This window comes from Bradyrhizobium diazoefficiens (assembly GCF_016616235.1).
In the GTDB taxonomy this organism is placed as follows: Bacteria; Pseudomonadota; Alphaproteobacteria; order Rhizobiales; family Xanthobacteraceae; genus Bradyrhizobium; species Bradyrhizobium diazoefficiens_H.
On record NZ_CP067100.1, the window covers coordinates 6,111,471 to 6,131,491 of the forward strand.

General features: G+C 63.8%; 20 protein-coding genes. 14 read left to right on the forward strand and 6 right to left on the reverse strand.

What is annotated here, in order from left to right; all coding sequences use genetic code 11:
• Positions 1 to 2 precede the first annotated feature (2 nt).
• The 6 genes from JJB99_RS29080 to JJB99_RS29105 all read left to right on the forward strand — a co-directional run bounded on the left by JJB99_RS29080 (position 3) and on the right by JJB99_RS29105 (position 5,045).
• Positions 3 to 983 (forward strand): small ribosomal subunit Rsm22 family protein, encoded by a 981-nt coding sequence (locus JJB99_RS29080; RefSeq protein WP_200495670.1) that lies wholly within the window; start codon positions 3 to 5, stop codon positions 981 to 983.
• 139 nt (positions 984 to 1,122) lie between these two features.
• Positions 1,123 to 1,683, forward strand: coding sequence for a LemA family protein (locus JJB99_RS29085; RefSeq protein WP_200495671.1), 561 nt, complete (start codon positions 1,123 to 1,125; stop codon positions 1,681 to 1,683).
• A gap of 32 nt (positions 1,684 to 1,715) precedes the next feature.
• Complete coding sequence (locus JJB99_RS29090; RefSeq protein ID WP_200495672.1) at positions 1,716 to 2,921, forward strand: M48 family metallopeptidase; 1,206 nt, start codon at positions 1,716 to 1,718, stop codon at positions 2,919 to 2,921.
• A 218-nt stretch (positions 2,922 to 3,139) separates the two neighbouring features.
• On the forward strand, positions 3,140 to 3,892 hold the full coding sequence (locus JJB99_RS29095) for a hypothetical protein (RefSeq protein ID WP_200495673.1): 753 nt from the start codon (positions 3,140 to 3,142) through the stop codon (positions 3,890 to 3,892).
• 62 nt (positions 3,893 to 3,954) lie between these two features.
• Positions 3,955 to 4,623 carry a hypothetical protein gene (locus JJB99_RS29100; RefSeq protein ID WP_200495674.1) on the forward strand — a complete coding sequence of 223 codons (669 nt, stop codon included), beginning with the start codon at positions 3,955 to 3,957 and terminating at the stop codon, positions 4,621 to 4,623.
• Positions 4,624 to 4,712: 89 nt separating this feature from the next.
• Positions 4,713 to 5,045, forward strand: coding sequence for a GIY-YIG nuclease family protein (locus JJB99_RS29105; RefSeq protein ID WP_200495675.1), 333 nt, complete (start codon positions 4,713 to 4,715; stop codon positions 5,043 to 5,045).
• Positions 5,046 to 5,051: 6 nt separating this feature from the next.
• On the opposite strand, the gene JJB99_RS29110 is transcribed toward JJB99_RS29105, so the two are convergent.
• The 5 genes from JJB99_RS29110 to petA all read right to left on the reverse strand — a co-directional run bounded on the left by JJB99_RS29110 (position 5,052) and on the right by petA (position 11,481).
• Positions 5,052 to 5,591: an adenine phosphoribosyltransferase gene (locus tag JJB99_RS29110; RefSeq protein ID WP_200495676.1), complete on the reverse strand. Its 540-nt coding sequence runs from the start codon at positions 5,589 to 5,591 to the stop codon at positions 5,052 to 5,054.
• Positions 5,592 to 5,600: 9 nt separating this feature from the next.
• A complete protein-coding gene (locus JJB99_RS29115; RefSeq protein WP_200495677.1) occupies positions 5,601 to 7,766 on the reverse strand; it encodes an anthranilate synthase component I in 2,166 nt (721 codons plus the stop codon).
• A 229-nt stretch (positions 7,767 to 7,995) separates the two neighbouring features.
• Entirely contained in the window at positions 7,996 to 8,670 is a 675-nt protein-coding gene (locus tag JJB99_RS29120; RefSeq protein WP_200495678.1) for a dienelactone hydrolase family protein, read from the reverse strand.
• Positions 8,671 to 8,815: 145 nt separating this feature from the next.
• Positions 8,816 to 10,888, reverse strand: a complete 2,073-nt coding sequence (fbcH, locus tag JJB99_RS29125) for a cytochrome b/c1 (protein WP_200495679.1) — start codon at positions 10,886 to 10,888, stop codon at positions 8,816 to 8,818.
• A gap of 62 nt (positions 10,889 to 10,950) precedes the next feature.
• Complete coding sequence (petA, locus tag JJB99_RS29130) at positions 10,951 to 11,481, reverse strand: ubiquinol-cytochrome c reductase iron-sulfur subunit (protein ID WP_200495680.1); 531 nt, start codon at positions 11,479 to 11,481, stop codon at positions 10,951 to 10,953.
• 291 nt (positions 11,482 to 11,772) lie between these two features.
• Between petA and JJB99_RS29135 the strand changes: the two genes are divergently transcribed.
• The 7 genes from JJB99_RS29135 (at position 11,773) to JJB99_RS29165 (ending at position 16,592) form a co-directional block, all read left to right on the forward strand.
• Positions 11,773 to 12,231, forward strand: coding sequence for a tRNA (cytidine(34)-2'-O)-methyltransferase (locus JJB99_RS29135; protein WP_200500344.1), 459 nt, complete (start codon positions 11,773 to 11,775; stop codon positions 12,229 to 12,231).
• Positions 12,232 to 12,249: 18 nt separating this feature from the next.
• Positions 12,250 to 12,882 carry a 7-carboxy-7-deazaguanine synthase gene (gene queE / locus JJB99_RS29140; RefSeq protein ID WP_200495681.1) on the forward strand — a complete coding sequence of 211 codons (633 nt, stop codon included), beginning with the start codon at positions 12,250 to 12,252 and terminating at the stop codon, positions 12,880 to 12,882.
• A gap of 17 nt (positions 12,883 to 12,899) precedes the next feature.
• Positions 12,900 to 13,265: a 6-pyruvoyl trahydropterin synthase family protein gene (locus tag JJB99_RS29145; RefSeq protein WP_200495682.1), complete on the forward strand. Its 366-nt coding sequence runs from the start codon at positions 12,900 to 12,902 to the stop codon at positions 13,263 to 13,265.
• A gap of 4 nt (positions 13,266 to 13,269) precedes the next feature.
• The gene (hemF, locus tag JJB99_RS29150; RefSeq protein WP_200495683.1) at positions 13,270 to 14,169 is read left to right on the forward strand and encodes an oxygen-dependent coproporphyrinogen oxidase; all 900 of its coding nucleotides are present in this window, start codon (positions 13,270 to 13,272) and stop codon (positions 14,167 to 14,169) included.
• A complete protein-coding gene (locus JJB99_RS29155) occupies positions 14,166 to 14,909 on the forward strand; it encodes an HAD family hydrolase (RefSeq protein ID WP_200495684.1) in 744 nt (247 codons plus the stop codon). Before hemF ends, JJB99_RS29155 begins: the two co-directional genes overlap by 4 nt.
• Before the next feature lie 434 nt (positions 14,910 to 15,343).
• Positions 15,344 to 16,249, forward strand: a complete 906-nt coding sequence (locus JJB99_RS29160; RefSeq protein WP_200495685.1) for a hypothetical protein — start codon at positions 15,344 to 15,346, stop codon at positions 16,247 to 16,249.
• A 124-nt stretch (positions 16,250 to 16,373) separates the two neighbouring features.
• Complete coding sequence (locus JJB99_RS29165; protein ID WP_200495686.1) at positions 16,374 to 16,592, forward strand: YodC family protein; 219 nt, start codon at positions 16,374 to 16,376, stop codon at positions 16,590 to 16,592.
• A gap of 250 nt (positions 16,593 to 16,842) precedes the next feature.
• On the opposite strand, the gene dapD is transcribed toward JJB99_RS29165, so the two are convergent.
• On the reverse strand, positions 16,843 to 17,814 hold the full coding sequence (dapD, locus tag JJB99_RS29170; protein ID WP_200495687.1) for a 2,3,4,5-tetrahydropyridine-2,6-dicarboxylate N-succinyltransferase: 972 nt from the start codon (positions 17,812 to 17,814) through the stop codon (positions 16,843 to 16,845).
• 588 nt (positions 17,815 to 18,402) lie between these two features.
• Between dapD and JJB99_RS29175 the strand changes: the two genes are divergently transcribed.
• On the forward strand, positions 18,403 to 20,004 hold the full coding sequence (locus JJB99_RS29175) for a hypothetical protein (protein ID WP_200495688.1): 1,602 nt from the start codon (positions 18,403 to 18,405) through the stop codon (positions 20,002 to 20,004).
• The last annotated feature ends 17 nt before the right edge of the window (positions 20,005 to 20,021 follow it).

The window sequence follows — 20,021 nt, forward strand, 5'->3', positions numbered from 1 at the left end:
GGATGATGATAGCCCCCACCCTCCCCGCCGAACTGAAAGCCGCCCTCGACGCCAGACTCCAGGGCTTCTCCCGCACCGACGCCGCGCAGCGATCGCAGAGAATCTCGACGACCTATCGCGCCGGCGGCGGCTCCGGCACGATCAAGTCGGAGGCCGATGCGCTCGCTTATGCGCTGGCGCGGATGCCGGCAACCTACGCGGCCGTGGCCGCAAGCCTCAACGCGCTGACCGAGATCGCACCAAATCTCGCCCCGGAGACATTGCTCGACGTCGGTGCCGGCCCGGGCACCGCGAGCTGGGCCGCTGCGGAGGCGTTTCCGTCGCTGCAGGATTTCACCCTGCTCGATGCCAACAGCACACTCAGCCGTCTCGCGCTCGACCTCGCACGTGACAGCACGCGGCTCTCGGATTGCCGCTATCTGCCGGGCGATGCCGGCGTCAACCTCGCCGAAGTCCTGCAGGCCGATCTCGTCATCGCCAACTACATCATCGGCGAGCTCGGCGAGGCCGATCAGCGTAAGCTGACGGAAGCGATGTGGGCGAAGGCACGCCATGCGCTGGTCGTGATCGAGCCCGGCACGCCCGCCGGCTACGCCCGCATTCTTGCGTTGCGCCAACAATTGATCGCGCAAGGCGCTTTCGTCGGTGCGCCCTGCCCGCACGAAAGACCCTGCCCGCTCACAGCGCCCGACTGGTGCCATTTCAGCCAGCGCCTGCCGCGCTCGCAGGCGCACCGCCAGATCAAGGGCGCCGAGGTCCCGTTCGAGGACGAGCGCTTTATCTATGTCGCGCTGACCCGCGCGCCGCCGGCAACGCGTGCCTCACGCGTGCTGGCGCCGCCGGATGTCGGCAAGGCCGAGATCGCGGCCAAGCTCTGCACCGAGGCCGGGGTCGAGTTTGCGAAAGTGCCACGCCGCGACAAGGCAGCCTACGCGAGCGCCCGGCGCTGGCGCTGGGGCGATGCTGTCATTGCGGAAAGTTAACCTCGATCGGCGCTTTTGCCTTGAACTCGGATGGTTCCTCGCCCGACCAAGTCTTACCTTTCTCTGCGCCGGGGCTCTCGTCCTGCGCCAATTTGGTCTACCCTCGCGCCCGCCTCAAATTCCCTTCAGGAGTCTCTCCATGTCGACCGGCTGGATCGTTCTCGGCGTCATCGTCGTCCTCGTGTTCCTGGCCTTCAGCGCCTACAACCGCCTGGTCGCGCTGGGCCAGCGCGTCGGACAGGCCTTTGCCGATATCGACGTGCAGCTCAAGCAACGTCACGACCTGGTACCGAACCTGGTCGAGACGGTGAAGGGTTATGCCTCGCATGAGCGCGGCACGCTCGACGACGTCATCAAGGCACGCAATTCGGCGATGTCGGCGCAAGGCCCGGCGCAGGTGTCCGCGGCCGAGAACCAGCTCTCCGGCGCGCTCGGCCGGCTGATCGCGCTGTCGGAGGCCTATCCTGACCTCAAGGCCAACGCCAATTTCCAGCAGCTCGCATCCGAGCTCTCCGACCTCGAGAACAAGATCGCCGCAAGCCGCCGCTTCTTCAACAACGCGGTCCAGGAATACAACACCGGCATCCAGCAGATGCCCGCGGCTTTGTTCGCCGGCATGTTCGGCTTCACCAGGAAGGAGTTCTTCGATCTCGGCACCAGCCGCACCGAGGTCGAGGCGGCGCCGCAGGTGAAATTCTGATTTGAGCCGATAGGCCGGCAGGGCAACGCGTCATGGCCGCGTATGGTCTCTACACGCACATCGCCTCGAACAAGTTTCGTTCGATGGTGCTGCTCGCCGGCCTGTTCGCGCTGGTCTATGTGCTGGTCTATGCCGGCGCACTGATCGCCGAAGTCGTCATCAACGGCAACGAGACCGTCGCCTATTATCTGAACCGCGCCTTCCACGATTTGATCGTCGCTGCACCGGTTGCCACGATCGTGACGGCGGCCTGGGTCGTGATCGCCTATTTCTTCCATCAGTCGATGATCGACGCCGTCACCGGCGGCCACGACGTCACCCGGCAGGAGGCGCCGCGGCTGTATAACCTGCTCGAAAACCTCTGCATCTCGCGCGGCATCACCATGCCGAAGCTGAAGATCATGGAAAGCCCGGCGCTGAACGCATTCGCGACCGGCCTCAATCCGCGGCAATATTCGGTCACCGTCACCACCGGTCTCCTCAATGCGCTCAACGACAAGGAGATCGAGGCGGTGCTGGGCCACGAGCTGACCCACATCAAGAACGGCGACGTACAGCTGATGGTGGTCGCCGTCATCATCGCCGGCGTGGTCGGCTTCTTCGGCGAATTGTTCTTCCGCCTGTTCACCAATTTCAGCTGGAGTTCCGGCGGCGGATCATGGTCCTCCGGATCGTCCTCGTCGTCGCGGTCGTCCTCATCGAGCGACAGCAAGAACTCTGGCGGCGGCGCGGTGATCGTCATCATCATCGCGATCGTGCTGATCGTGGTGGCCTGGCTGCTGTCCCAGGTGGTGAAGCTCGCGCTGTCGCGCTCGCGCGAATTTCTCGCCGACGCCGGCTCGGTCGAGCTGACCAAAAATCCGGACGCGATGATCTCGGCGCTGCGCAAGATCGAGAACCGGGGCGAGCTGCCGGGCGCGACCTCGGCGGTGATGGAGCTCTGCGTCGACAATCCGCGCGAGGGTTTTGCCGATCTGTTCGCGACCCACCCCTCGGTGCAGTCGCGGGTCGATGCACTGGTCAAGTTTGCCGGTGGCCATGATCCCGGTCCGCTGCCGGACCCTGCCGACGAAACGGAACAGTCCGAAGCGCCGCGCGATCCGCAAGACAATCCGCCGCCGAAGACGCAGGGACCGTGGAGCGATTCAGCGGGTCCATCCAATCCGCCGCCCGTGCCTGCACCCAATCCTTCAGGAACCCCGGCAGCGAATCCCATAGGACCGTGGGGCCACCGCTGAGGCACCCGGCTGGCTGCGGTTTGCGGCGGTTTCACAACGATCGGGAAAAACCTCTGGAATTGGCGCAACGGGAGCCTGCGGAATTGAATTCTCCCTTGTTTCTGCCATGTTCGCGCCCAACAGCAGACTTGGGACGATCCTCGGGACATCCTTGGACATCGATTTGGGGCCCGGCCGATTGCGACCTCGCGATCGGGGGCGCGCGTGAGGGGACTTAAATGGCAAAGCCGGCAGTGGTTGTGGTGGGCGCGGACAAGGGCGGGGTCGGCAAGACCACGGTGTCGCGCACCTTGCTCGATTATTTCTCAGCCAACAACGTGCCGACGCGCGCCTTCGACACGGAGTCGCCGCGCGGAACCCTGAAGCGCTTCCACCCCGACATCACCGAGATCGTCGACATGACGACGACGTCGGACCAGATGAAGATCTTCGACACGCTCAACGCGGTGAGCCCGTCGGTGACCGTCATCGATGTTCGCGCCGGCCTGCTCTCGCCGGCGCTGGCCTCGCTGCGCGACATCGGTTTCCTCGACGCCGCCAAGGCCGGCCAGATCACCTTCGCGGTGTTTCATATCCTCGGCCCCTCGATCGCCTCGCTGGAGGAGATCGCCGAGACCGCTGGCTTCATGGGCGGCGCGAAATATTTCCTGGTGAAGAACTTCATCAACGACACCCAGTTCTTCCAGTGGGATCAGGCGACCTACAATTCCTATTTCCACCGCATCAAGGATGCGACCGAGCTGACCATCCCCAAGCTCAACGAAATGGCCTATGAGCAGGTCGAAGTGTCGTCCGTTCCGTTCCTCAAATTCGTCGCCAACAAGCGCATGAATGACGAGGCCGCGAACTATTCGTTCGTGCTGCGCGGCTATGTCCGGCACTGGCTGGCCAATGTCTGGAGCGAGTTCGACCGCATCCGCCTGACCGACATCGTCGGTTCGAAGCCCGTGACCCGCAACAGCGAAAAATAGTTGCACGGCCCGGGCTGATACGGCTGGATTGGAGCGGAGAGTTCGCTCAGATAATAGCCGCAATGGCCGCGACACCCGTCTACATCATCTGCTCGCCCCGCCCGCAGGTCGGCAAGACCCTGCTGGCGCGGCTGCTCGCCGAATTCCTGCTGCTCAAGAACGGCAACGTCGCGGCCTTCGACGTCAATCTGAAGGAGCCGTCGCTGCTCGACTATCTGCCTGGCATCACCGAGACCGCCGACGTGATCGACACCTACGGCAAGATGCAGCTGATGGACCGGGTCATCGTCGATGACGGGCTCGCCAAGGTGATCGACCTCGGCTTCCACGCCTTCGACGAGTTCTTCAAGATGACCGACGAGATCGGCCTCCTGAAAGAGGCCGCGCGCCGGCATGTCGCGCCACAGATCCTGTTCGTCGCCGACACCGACCGGGTCTCGGTCCGCGCCCATGAGATGCTGCGCGCCCGGATCCCGCGGATGACCCTGATCACGGTGGACAATGAATACGTCATCCGCGGCGAGCTGCCGGCCGCGATGGAAGGGGGCCGGCTGCTCCGCCTGCCGGCCCTGCCCGGCTTCCTCAAGACCTATATCGACCGGCTGAACTTCTCCTTCACCGGCTATCTGCGCCAGGAAAGGGACTCTTCGACCGAGCTGCATCAGTGGACCCGGCGGAACTATCTCGCCTTCCGCGAGCTCGAGCTTAGCTTGATTTTGCAACGATCCTAGGCGACAATTTTACCCGGACAATATTGACGGCAACCAGGACCTCGCTTATTGAAGACGCCCGTCGGCGTCCCTCAGCAAAGGTCCTCACTGTGAGCATCCACCGGAAGGCAGCCATCACCGCCTACAAGGAGCGGAAGACCATTGCGGGCATCTACGTCGTGCGCTGCGCGGCCTCGGGCGAGGCCTGGGTCGGCCAAGCTCCGAGCCTGGAGACGATCCAGAACCGCATCTGGTTCTCGCTGCGCCAGGGCAATCATATGTGCCGCAGCCTCCAGGCCGCCTGGAATGCGTATGGCGAAGCAGGCCTGACGTTCAGCCAGTGCGAGCGGCTGGAGGACGAGGAGACTGCTTACGTCAGGAACGCTCTCCTGAAGGAGCGCGTGCTGCATTGGCGAGCCGAGCTGAAGGCGGAGGCGATCTAAAAGCGCTCAATGCCCCTCGAACGTCATCAGCGTGCGCACCGGCACGTCCATGGCGCGCAGCTTGGCGGCGCCGCCGAGTTCGGGGAGGTCGATGATGAAGCAGGCGGCGACCACGTTGGCGCCGATCTGGCGCAAGAGCTTCACCGCGCCTTCGGCGGTGCCGCCGGTGGCGATGAGATCGTCGACCAGGATGACGCGCTCGCCCGGCGAGATGGCATCGACGTGCATCTCCATCTCGTCGATGCCGTATTCGAGCGAATAGGCGATCCGCACCGTCTTGTGGGGCAGCTTGCCCTTCTTGCGGATCGGCACGAAGCCGGCCGAGAGCTGATGCGCCACGGCGCCGCCGATGATGAAGCCGCGCGCCTCCATGCCGGCGACCTTGTCGATCTTGTTGCCGGCCCAGGGGTTCACCAGCTCATCGACCGCGCGGCGGAAGGCGCGCGCGTCGGCCAAGAGCGTGGTGATGTCGCGGAACATGATCCCCGGCTTGGGATAGTCGGGGATGGTCCGGACGCTCGCCTTGATGTCGTGGTCAAAGGTCATTGGTGCCTCTCAATCAGCGCGCGCATCCAGCCGGAACGCATTCTCGACAATCCTCAAGCCCACCTCGTTCCCGAGCGACATCAGCGATTCCGGATGGAATTGTACGCCGCCGACCGGCAGCGTCTTGTGCTCCAGCGCCATGGCGACGCCGTCCTCGGTGCTGGCGGTGACGGACAAGACTTCCGGCATGCTGTCGCGCTCGACGAAGAGCGAGTGATAGCGGCCGATGATGATCTCGTTCGGCAAATTGCGCATCAACCGACCGCCGCGCACCTGCACCCGCGAGGGCCGGCCGTGGGCGGGATGGGTGAGCTGACCGAGCTCGCCACCGAAATATTCGCCGATCGCCTGCACGCCGAGGCAGACGCCGAACACCGGCAGCTTTTTCTCCAGCGCCGCATCGATGGTCTTCCTGATCCCGAAATCCTCAGGGCGCCCAGGGCCGGGCGACAGCACCAGCAGATCCCACCGCTTTTGCTTGAGCATGTCGAGCGCATGCACATGGCGGACCACGGTGACATCGGCGCCGACCTGGCGGAAATAATCGGCCAGCATGTGGACAAAGCTGTCGTCGTGGTCGATCAGCAGCACCTGCTTGCCCGAGCCGGTCGCATCGGGCGCAAAGGTCGAGAGCGGTTTCGGCGGATCGCCGCGCAACGCCTGGAACAGGGCCGCAGCCTTGACCTGGCATTCGCGATCTTCCGCGGCGGGATCGGAGTCGAACAGACAGGTGGCACCGACGCGGACCTCGGCGAGGCCATCCTTCATCCGGATCGTGCGGATGGTAAGGCCGGTGTTGATGCTGCCGTCGAAATTCACAGCGCCGATCGCGCCGGCATACCAGCGCCGCGGCGAGCGCTCGTGATCCTCGACGAACTGCATCGCCCAGAGCTTTGGCGCACCGGTGACGGTGACCGCCCAGGCGTGGGTGAGGAAGGCGTCGAGCGCGTCGAAGCCGGGGCGCAGCGTGCCCTCGACGTGATCGACGGTGTGAAACAGTTTTGAGTAGGTCTCGATCTGGCGCCGCGCCAGCACCTTGATGGTGCCGGGGACGCAGACGCGCGCCTTGTCGTTGCGGTCGACGTCGGTGCACATGTTGAGCTCGAACTCGTCCTTCTCCGAATTCAGGAGCTGACGGATCTGCTCGGCGTCGCCGATCGCGTCCGTGCCGCGCGCGATCGTGCCCGAGATCGGGCAGGTCTCAACGCGGCGCCCGTCGGAGCGCACGAACATTTCTGGCGAGGCCGAAACGAGAAACTCGCCCTCGCCGAGATTCATCAGTGCACCATAGGGCGACGGGTTAATAACGCAGAGGCGCTGGAAGACTTCGGCGGGCGAGCGGTCGCACGGTTCGGCGAAGAGCTGTCCGGGCACGGCCTCGAACAAATCGCCGCGTGCAAAAGCCGCGCGCGCGGTCTCGACGGTGGCCTGATATTCGCCGGGCGCGTGATCGGCAAAGCCCTGGCGCGGTGTCTTCAGGTACGGGCTGTCGGTGGTGTCGCGCGGCAGGCCCTCGGTCGACTTGCCCTGCCAGGCGAAGTCATAGCTGAGCACCACGCCGCGGCCGGTGGCGCGGTCATAGGCGAGCAGGCGATCGGGGACGTAGAGCACGATGTCGCGCTGGTCGGCTTCGCGCGGACGCTTCTGGACGAGGTCCTCGATCTGGAACACGAGGTCGTAGGCGAAGGCGCCGAACAACCCGAGCAGCCCGTCGTCATTGGCGGAGAACGCAGCGACGAGATCGCGCACCAGCGACATCACGCTGGCGCGGCGCGTGCGCTGGTCTTCCTCCACCGGCGCATCGCCGCGGATGATGTGACCGGCAAGGCGCGTGGCGCTCCTCTCGGAGATCACCACGCTTGGCTCGCGCAGCACGTCGGCGAGGAAGGCGATCAGCACCCGGCCGCGCTCATTGAGCGCTTCCAGCTTGAAATTGACGCCCGTGGTTTCGAGCTTGAGCGGCGGGTCGGAGAAGCCGAGGTCAAAGCTCTCGTAGCGGCCGGGCACGGTCGTGCCCGAGGACAGCACGACGCCGCGGCGACGGTCGAGCAGATTGACGAGATCGTCGAGCCGGTTGGCGCCGCCGGTGAATTGCTCCGCCACGCGCGTGACCGCGAGACCTGCGCGGGTCACGTACTCGCTTCGAGCCGGGAGGGCAAAGACTGTCCTGTTCATGTCGTCCTCTTACGAAACTTGCCGAGGAAACGCCACACAGGACAAACGATCAGGCCGCCGCGCTGTGCTGGCGACCTTCGACGATTTTGGGAAAAGAAATCGCACCGGCCACCTCTCAGGAGGTGCGCCACCAAAGACGGGCTGGGCGGACGGCGGTGCTCATGGCGGAACTTTCACCATGGCGCGAGGACGGCGTCAAGGGCACGCCCCGCGACCTGGACGATGGTGACTACCCCAGATGCTTCCTGAAAAACTCCGTCGCCCTTCCCCAGGCGAGCTCGGCGGCTTCGCGGTCGTGGACGGCCTGGCGCTGCTCGTTGACGAAAGCGTGCTCGGCGTCATAGCGGAACAGCTCGAGCGACTTGCCGGCGGCCTTCATGGCGTGTTCGAAGCCGGTGACCAGCTCCGGGGTGCACCAATCGTCCTTGTTGGCGAAATGAGCCTGGAGCGGGATCTTGACGTCTGCGGGCTTGGCCGCCTGCTCCGGCGGGATGCCGTAGAACACGACGCCGGCGCTGAGCTCCGGGACATGCACCGCGCCGATGATCGTCACGGCGCCGCCGAGGCAGAAGCCGGTCAGCCCGACCTTGGCGCCGTTGCGCGACAGATATTGCGCGGCACCGCGCACCGTCTGCGTGGTGGCGTCCATGAAGTCGAGCGAGTTCATCTCTTTGCCGGCGGCATCCGTGTCGTGGTACGGCACCACCTTGCCCTTGTAGAGGTCGGGCGCGAGCGCATCGAAACCGGCAAGCGCAAAGCGGTCGCATAGGCCCTTGATCTGCTCCGACAGGCCCCACCATTCCTGGATCACGACCACGCCCGGCGCATTGCCGCGCGCGGCGTTGGCGAGATAGCCCGAGGCGTCCTTGCCGTCCGGGCGCTTGAAGGTGATGGTGGTTCCCATGGTGTCCTCCGACGCGTCTGTAGGGGGAGCGGTGGAGCCATTTTGGCGTTTCGGCGACCGATAGGCAATCGCGCCAAACAACACACGCTCGTGTCCAACAAAAAAGCCCCTTGCGGGGGCTTCTTCATTTCTCGCCGCGCGCCGCTCAGTGGGAGTCGGCCCAGACCTTCTTCTTGGTGAAGTACATCAGGAACGCGAAGATGATCAGGAACACGAACACCTGGAGGCCAAGGCGCTTGCGCGCTTCCATGTGCGGTTCGGCGGTCCACATCAGGAACGTGGTGACATCGTGGGCGTATTGGGCCACCGTGGCCGGCGAGCCGTCATCATAGGTCACCTGACCGTCGCTGAGCGGCTTCGGCATCTTGATCGCGTGGCCGGGGAAGTACTTGTTGTAGTAGGAGCCCTCCGGGATCGTCACGCCCTCCGGCACCTTCTCCTCGAAGCCCTGGAGCACCGCTGCGACGTAGTCCGGGCCCTGCTCCTGGTACTGGGTGAAGAAGTCGAAGATGAACCAGGGGAAGCCGCGGCCGTAGGAGCGCGCCTTGGTGATCAGCGACAGATCGGGCGGCGCCGCGCCGCCATTCGCCGCGCGGGCGGCCTGCTCGTTCGGGAACGGCGAGGGGAAATAGTCCGCCGGCCGGCCCGGGCGCTCGAACATGTCACCCGCATCGTTGGGACCGTCCTTGACCTTGTAGTCCGAGGCGAAGGCGGCCGCCTGCGCCACGGAATAGCCGGGTCCGCCGGGCTCCGCGAGGTTGCGGAAGGCGACGTAGGACAAGGCGTGGCAATTCGAGCAGACCTCCTTGTAGACCTTCAGGCCGCGTTGCAGCGCGCCGCGGTCGAACGTGCCGAACGGACCGGCAAACGACCATTTGTTGCCCGGCGGCTTGTCGCTGCCTTCGGAGGCACGGGCGCTGTCGACCGAACCCGCGAACAACGAACCGGCGAGCGCCAGCACGATCGCCGTCGACACCATCGGCGTCGACCGGCTGCCGGTCTTGGCAAGCACGGCATCCGAGATCGAGTTCGGCACCGGCCGCGGCGTCTCGATGCGCGAGAGCAGCGGCAGCACGATCAGGAAGTAGGCGAAATAGCAGGCCGTCAGCACCCGGCCGGCGATCACGTAAATGCCCTCCGGCGGCTGCGCGCCGAGATAGCCGAGCAGAATGCAGACCGCGACGAAGATCCAGAAGAACTGCTTGGCGAGCGGACGGTACTTCGACGACCGCGTCCTCGCGCTGTCCAGCCATGGCAGGAAGCACAGGATGATGATCGCCGAGAACATCGCGATGACGCCCGCGAGCTTGTTCGGGATCGAGCGCAGGATCGCGTAGAATGGCAGGTAATACCATTCCGGCACGATGTGCGGCGGCGTCACGCCGGGGTTCGCCGGGATGTAGTTGTCGGCGTCGCCGAGATAGTTCGGCATATAGAAGATGAACCAGGCGTAGAGGATCATGAAGCAGGAGACGCCGAACATGTCCTTGATGGTCGCGTGCGGCGTGAACGGCACCGTGTCCTTTTCCGTCTTCGGCTCGACACCATCGGGGTTGTTCTGGCCGGCGACGTGCAGCGCCCAGACGTGCAGCACGACGACGCCTGCGATCAGGAACGGCAGGAGATAGTGCAGCGAGAAGAAGCGGTTCAGCGTCGGGTTGCCGACCGAATAGCCGCCCCACAGCAGCGTCACGATGCTCTCGCCGACATAGGGAATGGCGGAGAACAAATTGGTGATGACGGTCGCACCCCAGAAGCTCATCTGGCCCCAGGGGAGCACGTAGCCCATGAAGCCGGTCGCCATCATCAGGAGATAGATGATGACACCGAGGATCCACAGCACCTCGCGCGGCTCCTTGTAGGAGCCGTAATAGAGGCCGCGCAGCATGTGGACGTAGACGGCGACGAAGAACATCGATGCGCCAACCGCGTGCATGTTGCGCAGCAGCCAGCCGTAATTGACGTCACGAACGATCAGCTCGACCGACTTGAAGGCGAGGTCGGCATGCGGCGTGTAGTGCATCGCCAGGATCACGCCGGTCAGGATCTGGATTCCCAGCATGAAGGAGAGGATGGCGCCGAAGGTCCACCAGTAGTTCAAATTGCGCGGGGTGGGATAGACGACGAACGAGGAATGGATGAGACCCATGATCGGCAAACGCCGCTCGATCCATTGCAGGGCCGGATTGCTCGGCTGGTAGTCGGATGGTCCGCTCATGATGCGATCCTGAGGAAATAATACGACGAGATGGCGCGAAGCTTCGGACGCGGGTCCGAAGCTCAGCCGATCTGGATTTTGGTGTCGGAAACGAACTGGTACGGCGGCACGGCCAAGTTCGCGGGCGCGGGCCCCTGGCGGATGCGGCCGGACGAATCGTACTGCGAACCATGGCAGGGGCAGAAGAACCCGTCGTAATTGCCTTCATGGGCGATCGGGATGCAGCCGAGATGGGTGCAGATGCCGATCACGACCAGCCACTGATCATGGCCGGACTTGACCCGGGCCTCGTCGGTCTGCGGATCGGGCAGGCTCGCCGGATTGACGGCGCGCGCCTCGTCGATCTGCTTCTTGGTGCGGTGGCTGATGTAGATCGGCTTGCCGCGCCAGAACACCTTGATGTCCTGGCCCTCGGCGACCGGGCTGAGATCGACCTCGATCGGCGCACCGGCGGCGATGGTCGAGGCATCCGGATTCATTTGGGAGATGAAGGGCCAGAGCGCGGCTGCGCCCCCCACTGCTGCAGCTGCCCCCGTTGCAACGAATAAGAAATCACGGCGTGTCGGATGGTCCGCCGAAGACGCTGTCGTCACGATTCCAACCCTTTCTTCTTATGCTGCCGGCGGAACCGCTCCGGGAGCCCCCAAGGTCCCCGAAACAGCCTGCCGGCGCCCGCGGCCCCCCGCGGCGGCAGAACTTCACTTGTCCCCACCAAAACAAGGGCGAAAACAGCAGTCCAGAATCGTTCTATTGGCACCCTTGCCGGGCGAGCGCAAGCCCGCTAACGGCGGGGATGCGTGCAATGCACGAATTCCCGGACGAGCGATGTTTTATTGAGACAATTCGGTCCCGGCCCAACCCGACGCCAAGCCATGCAGCAAGCCATGCAGATAGCGCTTTTCCAGCCCGACATCCCCCAGAACACCGGGACGATTCTCAGGCTCTGCGCCTGCCTGGGGCTGGCTGCCCATATCATCGAGCCGGCAGGGTTCCCGGTCTCCGACCGACATTTCCGCCGGGCGGGAATGGATTACCTTGACCATGTCAGCATCGTCAGACACGACTCCTTCTCGAAATTCGAGGACTGGCGCGCGGCACAGGGCTACCGCCTGTTGCTGTTCACCACCAAGGCCGCCACCGACTACCGCGATTTCCGTTACCAGACGACGGACATCCTGCTATTCGGGCGCGAGAGCGCCGGGGTCACCCAGGCGGTGGTCGAGGCCGCGGACGCGCGGCTGGTGATCCCGATCAATCCGGGGCTGCGCTCGCTCAATGTCGCCATGACCGCGGCGATGGCCGCCGGCGAAGCGCTGCGGCAGCTCCGGAACCCGCAAGTTTGACAGTTTGAGGAGAGACCAGTGAGTTACGCGGTCAAGGAAATCTTCCTGACCCTGCAAGGCGAAGGCGCCCATGCTGGGCGTGCGTCGGTGTTCTGCCGTTTTGCCGGCTGCAATCTGTGGAGCGGCCGCGAGGCCGACCGCGCCCAGGCCGTGTGCAAATTCTGTGACACCGATTTCGTCGGCACCGACGGCACGCTCGGCGGCCGCTACGTCTCGGCTGCGGACCTCGCCGACACCATCGCCGCCCAGTGGACCGGGTCGGCCGACAACCGCTATGTGGTGCTCACCGGCGGCGAGCCGCTGCTCCAGGTCGACGCCGCCCTGATCGACGCGCTCCATGCACGCGGCTTCGAGATCGGCGTCGAGACCAACGGCACGATCGCTGCGCCTGACGGCCTCGACTGGATCTGCGTCAGCCCCAAGGGCGGCAGCGAGCTCGTGCAGCGCCGCGGCCATGAGCTGAAGCTGGTCTATCCGCAGGCCCTCGCCGCACCTGAAGTCTTCGCGGACCTCGCCTTCGAGCGCTTCTCGCTGCAGCCGATGGACGGACCTGAGGTCATAGAGAATACCGCGCGCGCGATCGACTATTGCCTGCGCCATCCGCAATGGCGGCTGAGCGTGCAGACGCATAAATCGCTCGGCATCAGATAGGACTGGTTTTCGGACAGATGTGGGAATTGACCAAATCGTTCCGCTTCGAGGCGGCGCATTCATTGTCGGGCACGACCTTCGGTGCCGCAAGCGAAGAGATCCACGGCCACTCCTTCCGCGCCGAGGTGACGCTGCGCGGCACGCCGGACCCTGCGACCGGCATGGTGGTCGACCTCGGCCTCGTCCAGCGCGCGATTGAAGATGCGCGCTTGATGCTGGACCACAAGTACCTCAACAAGATCGAGGCGCTCGGCAACCCGACGCTGGAAAACCTCTCGCGCTTCGTCTGGGAGCGGCTGGCCCATATCGGCCAGCTGACGCGCGTCAGCATCCACCGCGACAGTTGCAACGAGAGCTGCACCTATTACGGTCCACAGGGCTGACGGCATGACATCCGCATTGGATCCGAGCACAATCGAAGGCCGCAAGGCGCGCGCCCGCAGCTGGTTCGAACATCTGCGCGACGACATCTGCGCAAGCCTCGAGCGGCTGGAGGACGACGCGCCGCAAAGCCTCTATCCCGGCGAGGCCGGCCGCTTCAAGCGCACGCCGTGGCAACGCACCGATCATACCGGCGCGGCCGGTGGTGGCGGGGTGATGTCGATGATGCATGGCCGTCTGTTCGAGAAGGTCGGCGTGCACTGCTCGACCGTGCATGGCGAGTTCGCACCCGAGTTTCGGGCGCAGATTCCCGGCGCGGACGAGGATCCGAAATTCTGGGCCTCCGGCATCTCGCTGATCGCACACTTGCGCAATCCGCATGTGCCCGCCGTGCACATGAACACGCGCTTCGTCGTCACCACAAAAGCCTGGTTCGGCGGCGGCGCGGACCTGACGCCGGTGCTCGAGCGAAGGCGGACGCAGGAGGATGCCGACACGATCGCCTTCCACACTGCGATGAAACAAGCCTGCACCCAAGCGAGCGGCGTCGCCGACTACGACAAGTACAAGAAATGGTGCGACGAATATTTCTACCTGCCGCACCGCAAGGAGGCCCGCGGCGTCGGCGGCATCTTCTACGACTGGCACGACAGCGGCGACTGGGACGCCGATCTCGCCTTCACGCAAGGCGTCGGCCGCGCCTTCCTGAAGATCTATCCTGAGATCGTGCGGCGCAATTTCGCCACCAGCTGGACGGCCGCGGATCGCGAGGAGCAATTGATCCGCCGCGGCCGCTATGTCGAGTTCAACCTGCTCTACGACCGCGGCACCATCTTCGGGCTGAAGACCGGCGGCAATGTGGACTCCATCCTGTCGTCGCTGCCGCCGGAGGTGAAGTGGCCATGAGCGCTGCAATGCCGCCGCTGCCGCGCGCGATGCTGATCGACATGGACGACACCATCCTGTCGGCCTATGGCCGGCCCGAGATCGCCTGGAACACGATCGCGAACGAGTTTGCCGCAGAGCTGGCGCCGCTGCCGCCAGCGCAGGTCGCAACCGCGGTGCTGGCCTTCGCGCGAAATTTCTGGGCCAATGCGGATGCCTCGTGGCGGATGAAGCTCGCCGAAGCGCGGCGCCTCTCGGTCAAGGGCGGCTTCGCCGCGCTCGCCGCGGCCGGCCACCGCGCACTATCAGACGATCTCGCCATCCGCCTCGCCGACCGCTTCACCGCCTATCGCGAGGAGGAGATGTTCGTCTTCCCCGGCGCGCATGACGCGATCGACCAATTGAAGGCGCTTGGCATCAAGCTGGCGCTGGTGACCAACGGCGCGGCCGACACCCAGCGCGCCAAGGTCGAGCGCTTCGAGCTCGCGCACCGCTTCCACCACATCCAGATCGAGGGCGAGCACGGTTTTGGCAAGCCCGAGGAGCGCGCCTATCTGCACGCGATGGAGGCGCTCGGCGTCACCGCAAAAGACACCTGGATGATCGGTGACAATCTGGAATGGGAAGTCGTGACCCCGCAGCGCCTTGGCATCTATGCGATCTGGATCGACGTGCATGGCGACGGCCTGCCGGCAGGCTCGACCGTCAGGCCCGACCGCATCATCCGCTCGCTGAGCGAGCTCGTGCCGCATCGGCCGTGATCGAGGCACGACGACAAAAAATCGAAAACAACCCCATGCACAGTAGCCGGCTGCTGCAAAATCAATAGCTTACTGATTTACCGAAATTCACTTGACCCGTCGGGCAAGACAGGCGCATGATGCCATCGTCGCGGGGCTTGCGATCGGCCGGCTTCTGCATGCTGCCGCCGCGATTCCCGACAGCTCCCCTGCCCCACTTGAAGTGAAATGCCTCACAGTCCGCAATCCCGGATTGCGTTACCCTCGCTGTATCAGGGGTGGTGTGAAGTGAGCTGGAAGCGACAATGACAATGGAGCAGGAAACAGCGCACGCGCAGCCTCCGGCCGAAGCACCGCTGGGTTGGCTGGCCAAGTTCGATCGCAGATTTACCCTCGTCAAAAGTCTCTCGGTCGTAACGGTGCTGAGCAGCCTCTTTGTCGGATCCTTTCAATACATGAACTCCTATCAGGAGAAGGTGAGCGCCCAGGCCAAGGAAAACATGCAAGCCGCGGCGAAGACGTTCGACGACATCTCGACAAAGTTTTCCCAGGTGCAGGCCCTGCAACAGCAGCTGTTGTCCGACTACGCGGCCGCACGCGACGATCGCACCGACGCGAGTGAGCAGGCTCTTGCCGTCAAGAGCGCTCAGGAGATCCTCAAGGTCTGCGAAGACGCCCAGCTGACTTTGTTCGAAACCGGCGAGTTGATGGCGCGCAATGCCCAGATCTACATCGACTGGGCGACGAATTTCAGGCGGGACCCGACCGAACAGACTGCCCCGACCAGCGACCCGCTCGACCAGACCCTGCTGCGCGCCTATGACTTCGATTGCGATCACAACTTGCCGCAATTCATGCCCGCGAACGACAGCACGGCCACCGCCCCGCGCGTGCCCAAGGAGAACGCGTGCACGATCGATGCCCGGCACAATTGGGACCCGGCCTATTCCTACGTCGATATCTGTCCCAAGAACCGCGAGAAGGCCGGCACGAACGAGTCCGTCACGATTCACTGGTACAGCGCCAAGCACCAGGTGCTGGTGATGCACTATTGTCTCCGCAACCTGCACGAAAGGTTGGCGCCAGTGCGCCACTGGGCCTCGCAACCCGAAGTGAAGGCCACCGCGAGCGAGGCTTCACCGCCGGTCGACCGGGACAGCATCCAGCTGGCGATCGACCTCCAGGCCAAGCGGCTCAATGCCTTCATGAACCTTGCGACCTTCGACATGGACAGCATCCGGGAGAGCTATCGTCCGGACAGCTTTGCCTGCCGTGTCCCGATCGTCACGTCCGTGGTGGGCCTCTTCAACGATTCCTGCACACCGATCAAGACGACGCCGATCATCGTCACCAGGCGTTGATATCGCACCGGAACTTCAGGCGGCCCCGCGTTCCGTATCACCGGCCGAGCACAGCCGTCGGTGATCGCCCTGTCATGACCGCCTGCTAGCCTCCTCCGGATCGATCAACTCGAAAGGACAATCCATGGACTTGAAAGCCGGCGATGTGGTGATGCTGAAATCCGGCGGCCAGCCGCTGACCGTTGCGGAGGTGAAGGAGGACGACGTGCTCTGCCTGTGGATGGGCATCGAGGGCGACCTGTTCCGCGAGACGCTGCCGCTCGCCACGCTGGTGCAGGTGGAAGAAGACCCCGACGAGGAAGAGGACGACGAAGACGAGGATGAGGACGAAGACGACGAGTAGGTACGGCTAGGGCCGCATCCTCGTTGGATCGGAGCGCTCCGCTCCGACGCTCCTGATGTCCGCTTCTTCGCCAATAGCGGCGCGACAGCGGACATCGCTGGATACCAGAAGGGCCATTTCCTGGCCGATACATCACCGCAAGACGCCGCTATTCGATCACGTCGTCGGCGCGGAGGAGGTTCAAACTACCGGATGCTGCGTTCGCCCATCAGGGCGATGGGTTTCGCAAGAGATCAACCCATCCTACGACCTAGCCGTGAAGCTGCGCGTTGAGGCCGTCCCAATTGGGTGCGCGCCTGGTTGCCTCAAGGGCGCCGCTCTGCGAGTTACGACGAAAAAGAAGGCCCCTTTGGCCCGAAAGCTCCTTGGCTTTCAGGACCCGGCCATCTTCCAAAAGGATGCGCGCGCCTGCTGTGACGTAACAGCCCGCTTCGACGACACAATCGTCACCTAACGAAATGCCGATACCGGCGTTGGCTCCGATCAGGCAGCGCTCACCAACCGTAATCCTCTCTTTCCCGCCTCCGGACAGAGTGCCCATGATCGATGCTCCGCCACCAACGTCGCTGCCACTCCCGACAACCACACCTGCGCTGATCCGACCTTCGACCATGCAGGGACCGAGCGTACCCGCATTAAAATTACAAAAGCCCTCGTGCATAACGGTCGTGCCGGGCGCCAGGTGGGCTCCGAGCCTTACGCGATCCGCATCTGCAATTCGCACGTCCGCAGGCGTCACATAGTCAGTCATGCGCGGAAACTTATCCACGCCTGTCACCTCAAACGCGAGGGCCCGCTTGCGCGCGATCATTTGCGCTTCCGGTACACGAGAGCATTCACAGGGCCCGAGGGTCGTCCAGGCAACGTTAGGCAACAGACCGAAAATGCCGTCAAGATTCAGGCAATTGGGCTGAACGAGCCGGTGGCTCAGGAGATGGAGTCGAAGATATGCGTCGTGCACATCGGCCGGCGCAGATGCAAGGGAGTCAATTTCTGTACGGATCGGAACGATGTCGACATTGCGAATGTCGTCGTGGCGCGCATATCCGTTCGCCGACTCACCCAACGATCTCTCGATCTCCTCCTTTGCCAGTCGCACCGTTGCCGCCTTGCCGGCCTCCACAACCAGGCTCAGCCGAAGAAACCACGAATCCAACACGCGACCGTCAGCGGCAATGGTCGCAAATCCCTCGCCTCTCGCGCCTCTCAGTTCCATCGTCATTTGAATTGCTCACACTGCGATCCCACAGATAGTGCATACGCGAGTTCTCGCAGAATTGGCAACCTCTGCGCGCTCAAACGCGTCCGCTTTGGGCGTCACCCTCGCGGGCCAAGATGCTGCTAGCAGAAGTTGCGTGCGTTGAGCGGGTGCTTGTGGTTGGGCGTCGGGCCGAATTCACTGCGCGGCGAAAGCGAAAGCGTCTTTGTTGAGCACTGAACCATGTTCGTGCTCAGAGTCAGGTCGCAATCATCATACTCCAACGTCACGGATCGCTTGCAGCTGTTCTTCAGACTGCACCGGCAATACCGGCGGTCAAGAACGAAAGAAATTATTGGATATCGCATTGCAATCCCAAGAGAAGGAGGTTGGACCATGATTGCCCAATGTAACTTTCGCGGGGCGGATGGAGCCTGACAGGCGTGCTTCCCTAACGCAAATCCACCCGCTTCCTATTGACTCGCATTGCGAATGGGCAAATCCTTCCGTCAACGCGATTTGCCATTGTCAATCTCAGCAGTACGAAATTCGGCGCTCCGACCTTTATCGGCGCCATTGACCAAATTTTTCTGAACGGAAACGGAGGGGCCCATGCGCGCGCTCGCCTTGAGAACCGTCTCTCTTCTCGCCCTTGCTATCCTCGGCTCGATCTCCGCCTCGCCCGCCGCACGCGCGGAGGACGGGACCGACGAGCAGTTTGGCAAGGTTCACTTCCAGACGTCCTGCAACGAGGTGGCGCAGCGCCGCTTCGACCGCGGGATGCGCTATCAGCACTCGTTCTGGTACCGGCCCGCGAAAGAGATTTTCGAGGAGACATTGCAGGCGGATCCTGACTGCGCGATCGCCTATTGGGGCATTGCCCTGAGCCTGCTGTACAACCCGCATTTTCCCGCGCCGAAGGAAAACCTCGTCTCAGGCCTCGCCGCGCTGCAGAAGGCCAAGGCGATCGGCGCCAAGACCGACCGCGAGCGCGACTATATCGATGCGCTGCTGGCGTTCTATACGGGCGACGAGAAAACGACGTTTGGTCAACGCACGCAGGCCTATCTCAAGGCAACCGAAGCCGTTGCCGCGCGCTATCCCGATGATGACGAGGCGCAGATCGCCTACGCCATCACGCTGAACGTCACGGCATCGCCAAACGACAAGACCTATGCCAACCAGCTCAAGGGCGCCGCCATCCTTGAGCCGATCTTCAAGCGGCAGCCGCGGCACCCCGGCGTCGCGCATTATCTGATCCACCTCTACGACTATCCGGCGATCGCAGCGCAAGGCCTCGACGCGGCCAAACGCTATTCCGAGATCGCGCCGGCGGCACCGCATGCTTTGCACATGCCGTCGCACATCTTCACGCGCGTTGGCTACTGGAACGAATCCATCGACGCCAATAGCCGTTCCGCCAAGGCTGCGAAGGAGGGCAAGGACCCCAGCGAGCAGCTGCACGCCGACGACTATATGGTCTACGCCCTGCTCCAGCTCGCGCAGGACAGCCGGGCCCGCGACGTCATCGCAGACATGGTTGCGACCACGGGCTATGCGCCGGCCGTCCGCGCCGGTCCTTACGCGATCGCGGCCAGTCAGGCGCGCTATATGGTCGAGCGGGGCGACTGGCAGGGCGCTGCCGCGCTGAAGGTCGAGCCGAGCCGGTTCGCCTATGTCGATGCGATCACCTATTTCGCCCGCGCCCTTGGCGCCGCACGCTCCGGCAATGCAGACGCAGCGACGGCGGACATCGCCAAGCTGGCGGAGCTGCGGGACAAGCTGCAGCAGGACAAGGACGCCTATTGGGCCGAGATCGTCGACATTCAGCGGCAGGTCGCCACGGCCTGGCAGCTCAATGCCCAGGGAAAACAGGCGGATGCGCTGGAAGCAATGCGCCTTGCCGCCGATGCCGAAGACAAGACCGAAAAATCCATCGTGACGCCCGGACCGCTCGCCCCGGCACGCGAGCTTTACGGAACCATGCTGCTCGAACGCGGCATGCCGATGGAGGCCTTGGCCGCGTTCGAAAGCACGATGCGCAAGGAGCCGAACCGCTTTGGCGCGACGATCGGTGCCGCTCACGCCGCCGAGAAAGCGGGTGACACTGTGAAGGCACGCCAGTACTACGCGAAAGTTGTGGATATGGCGCGGGATGGCGACTCCTCGCGGGAGGACCTCGCGGCCGCGCGAAAGTTCATGGCTCAGAATTAGCTCAGAACTAGCAAGCA

Bases quoted from the DNA above. Each gene is read 5' to 3' on its own strand.
- JJB99_RS29080 (WP_200495670.1), top strand. From the start codon at position 3: ATGATGATAGCCCCCACCCTCCCCGCCGAACTGAAAGCCGCCCTCGAC.
- JJB99_RS29085 (WP_200495671.1), top strand. From the start codon at position 1,123: ATGTCGACCGGCTGGATCGTTCTCGGCGTCATCGTCGTCCTCGTGTTC.
- JJB99_RS29090 (WP_200495672.1), top strand. From the start codon at position 1,716: ATGGCCGCGTATGGTCTCTACACGCACATCGCCTCGAACAAGTTTCGT.
- JJB99_RS29095 (WP_200495673.1), top strand. From the start codon at position 3,140: ATGGCAAAGCCGGCAGTGGTTGTGGTGGGCGCGGACAAGGGCGGGGTC.
- JJB99_RS29100 (WP_200495674.1), top strand. From the start codon at position 3,955: ATGGCCGCGACACCCGTCTACATCATCTGCTCGCCCCGCCCGCAGGTC.
- JJB99_RS29110 (WP_200495676.1), bottom strand. From the start codon at position 5,591: ATGACCTTTGACCACGACATCAAGGCGAGCGTCCGGACCATCCCCGAC.
- JJB99_RS29115 (WP_200495677.1), bottom strand. From the start codon at position 7,766: ATGAACAGGACAGTCTTTGCCCTCCCGGCTCGAAGCGAGTACGTGACC.
- JJB99_RS29120 (WP_200495678.1), bottom strand. From the start codon at position 8,670: ATGGGAACCACCATCACCTTCAAGCGCCCGGACGGCAAGGACGCCTCG.
- fbcH (WP_200495679.1), bottom strand. From the start codon at position 10,888: ATGAGCGGACCATCCGACTACCAGCCGAGCAATCCGGCCCTGCAATGG.
- JJB99_RS29135 (WP_200500344.1), top strand. From the start codon at position 11,773: ATGCAGATAGCGCTTTTCCAGCCCGACATCCCCCAGAACACCGGGACG.
- JJB99_RS29145 (WP_200495682.1), top strand. From the start codon at position 12,900: ATGTGGGAATTGACCAAATCGTTCCGCTTCGAGGCGGCGCATTCATTG.
- hemF (WP_200495683.1), top strand. From the start codon at position 13,270: ATGACATCCGCATTGGATCCGAGCACAATCGAAGGCCGCAAGGCGCGC.
- JJB99_RS29155 (WP_200495684.1), top strand. From the start codon at position 14,166: ATGAGCGCTGCAATGCCGCCGCTGCCGCGCGCGATGCTGATCGACATG.
- JJB99_RS29160 (WP_200495685.1), top strand. From the start codon at position 15,344: ATGAACTCCTATCAGGAGAAGGTGAGCGCCCAGGCCAAGGAAAACATG.
- JJB99_RS29165 (WP_200495686.1), top strand. From the start codon at position 16,374: ATGGACTTGAAAGCCGGCGATGTGGTGATGCTGAAATCCGGCGGCCAG.
- dapD (WP_200495687.1), bottom strand. From the start codon at position 17,814: ATGACGATGGAACTGAGAGGCGCGAGAGGCGAGGGATTTGCGACCATT.
- JJB99_RS29175 (WP_200495688.1), top strand. From the start codon at position 18,403: ATGCGCGCGCTCGCCTTGAGAACCGTCTCTCTTCTCGCCCTTGCTATC.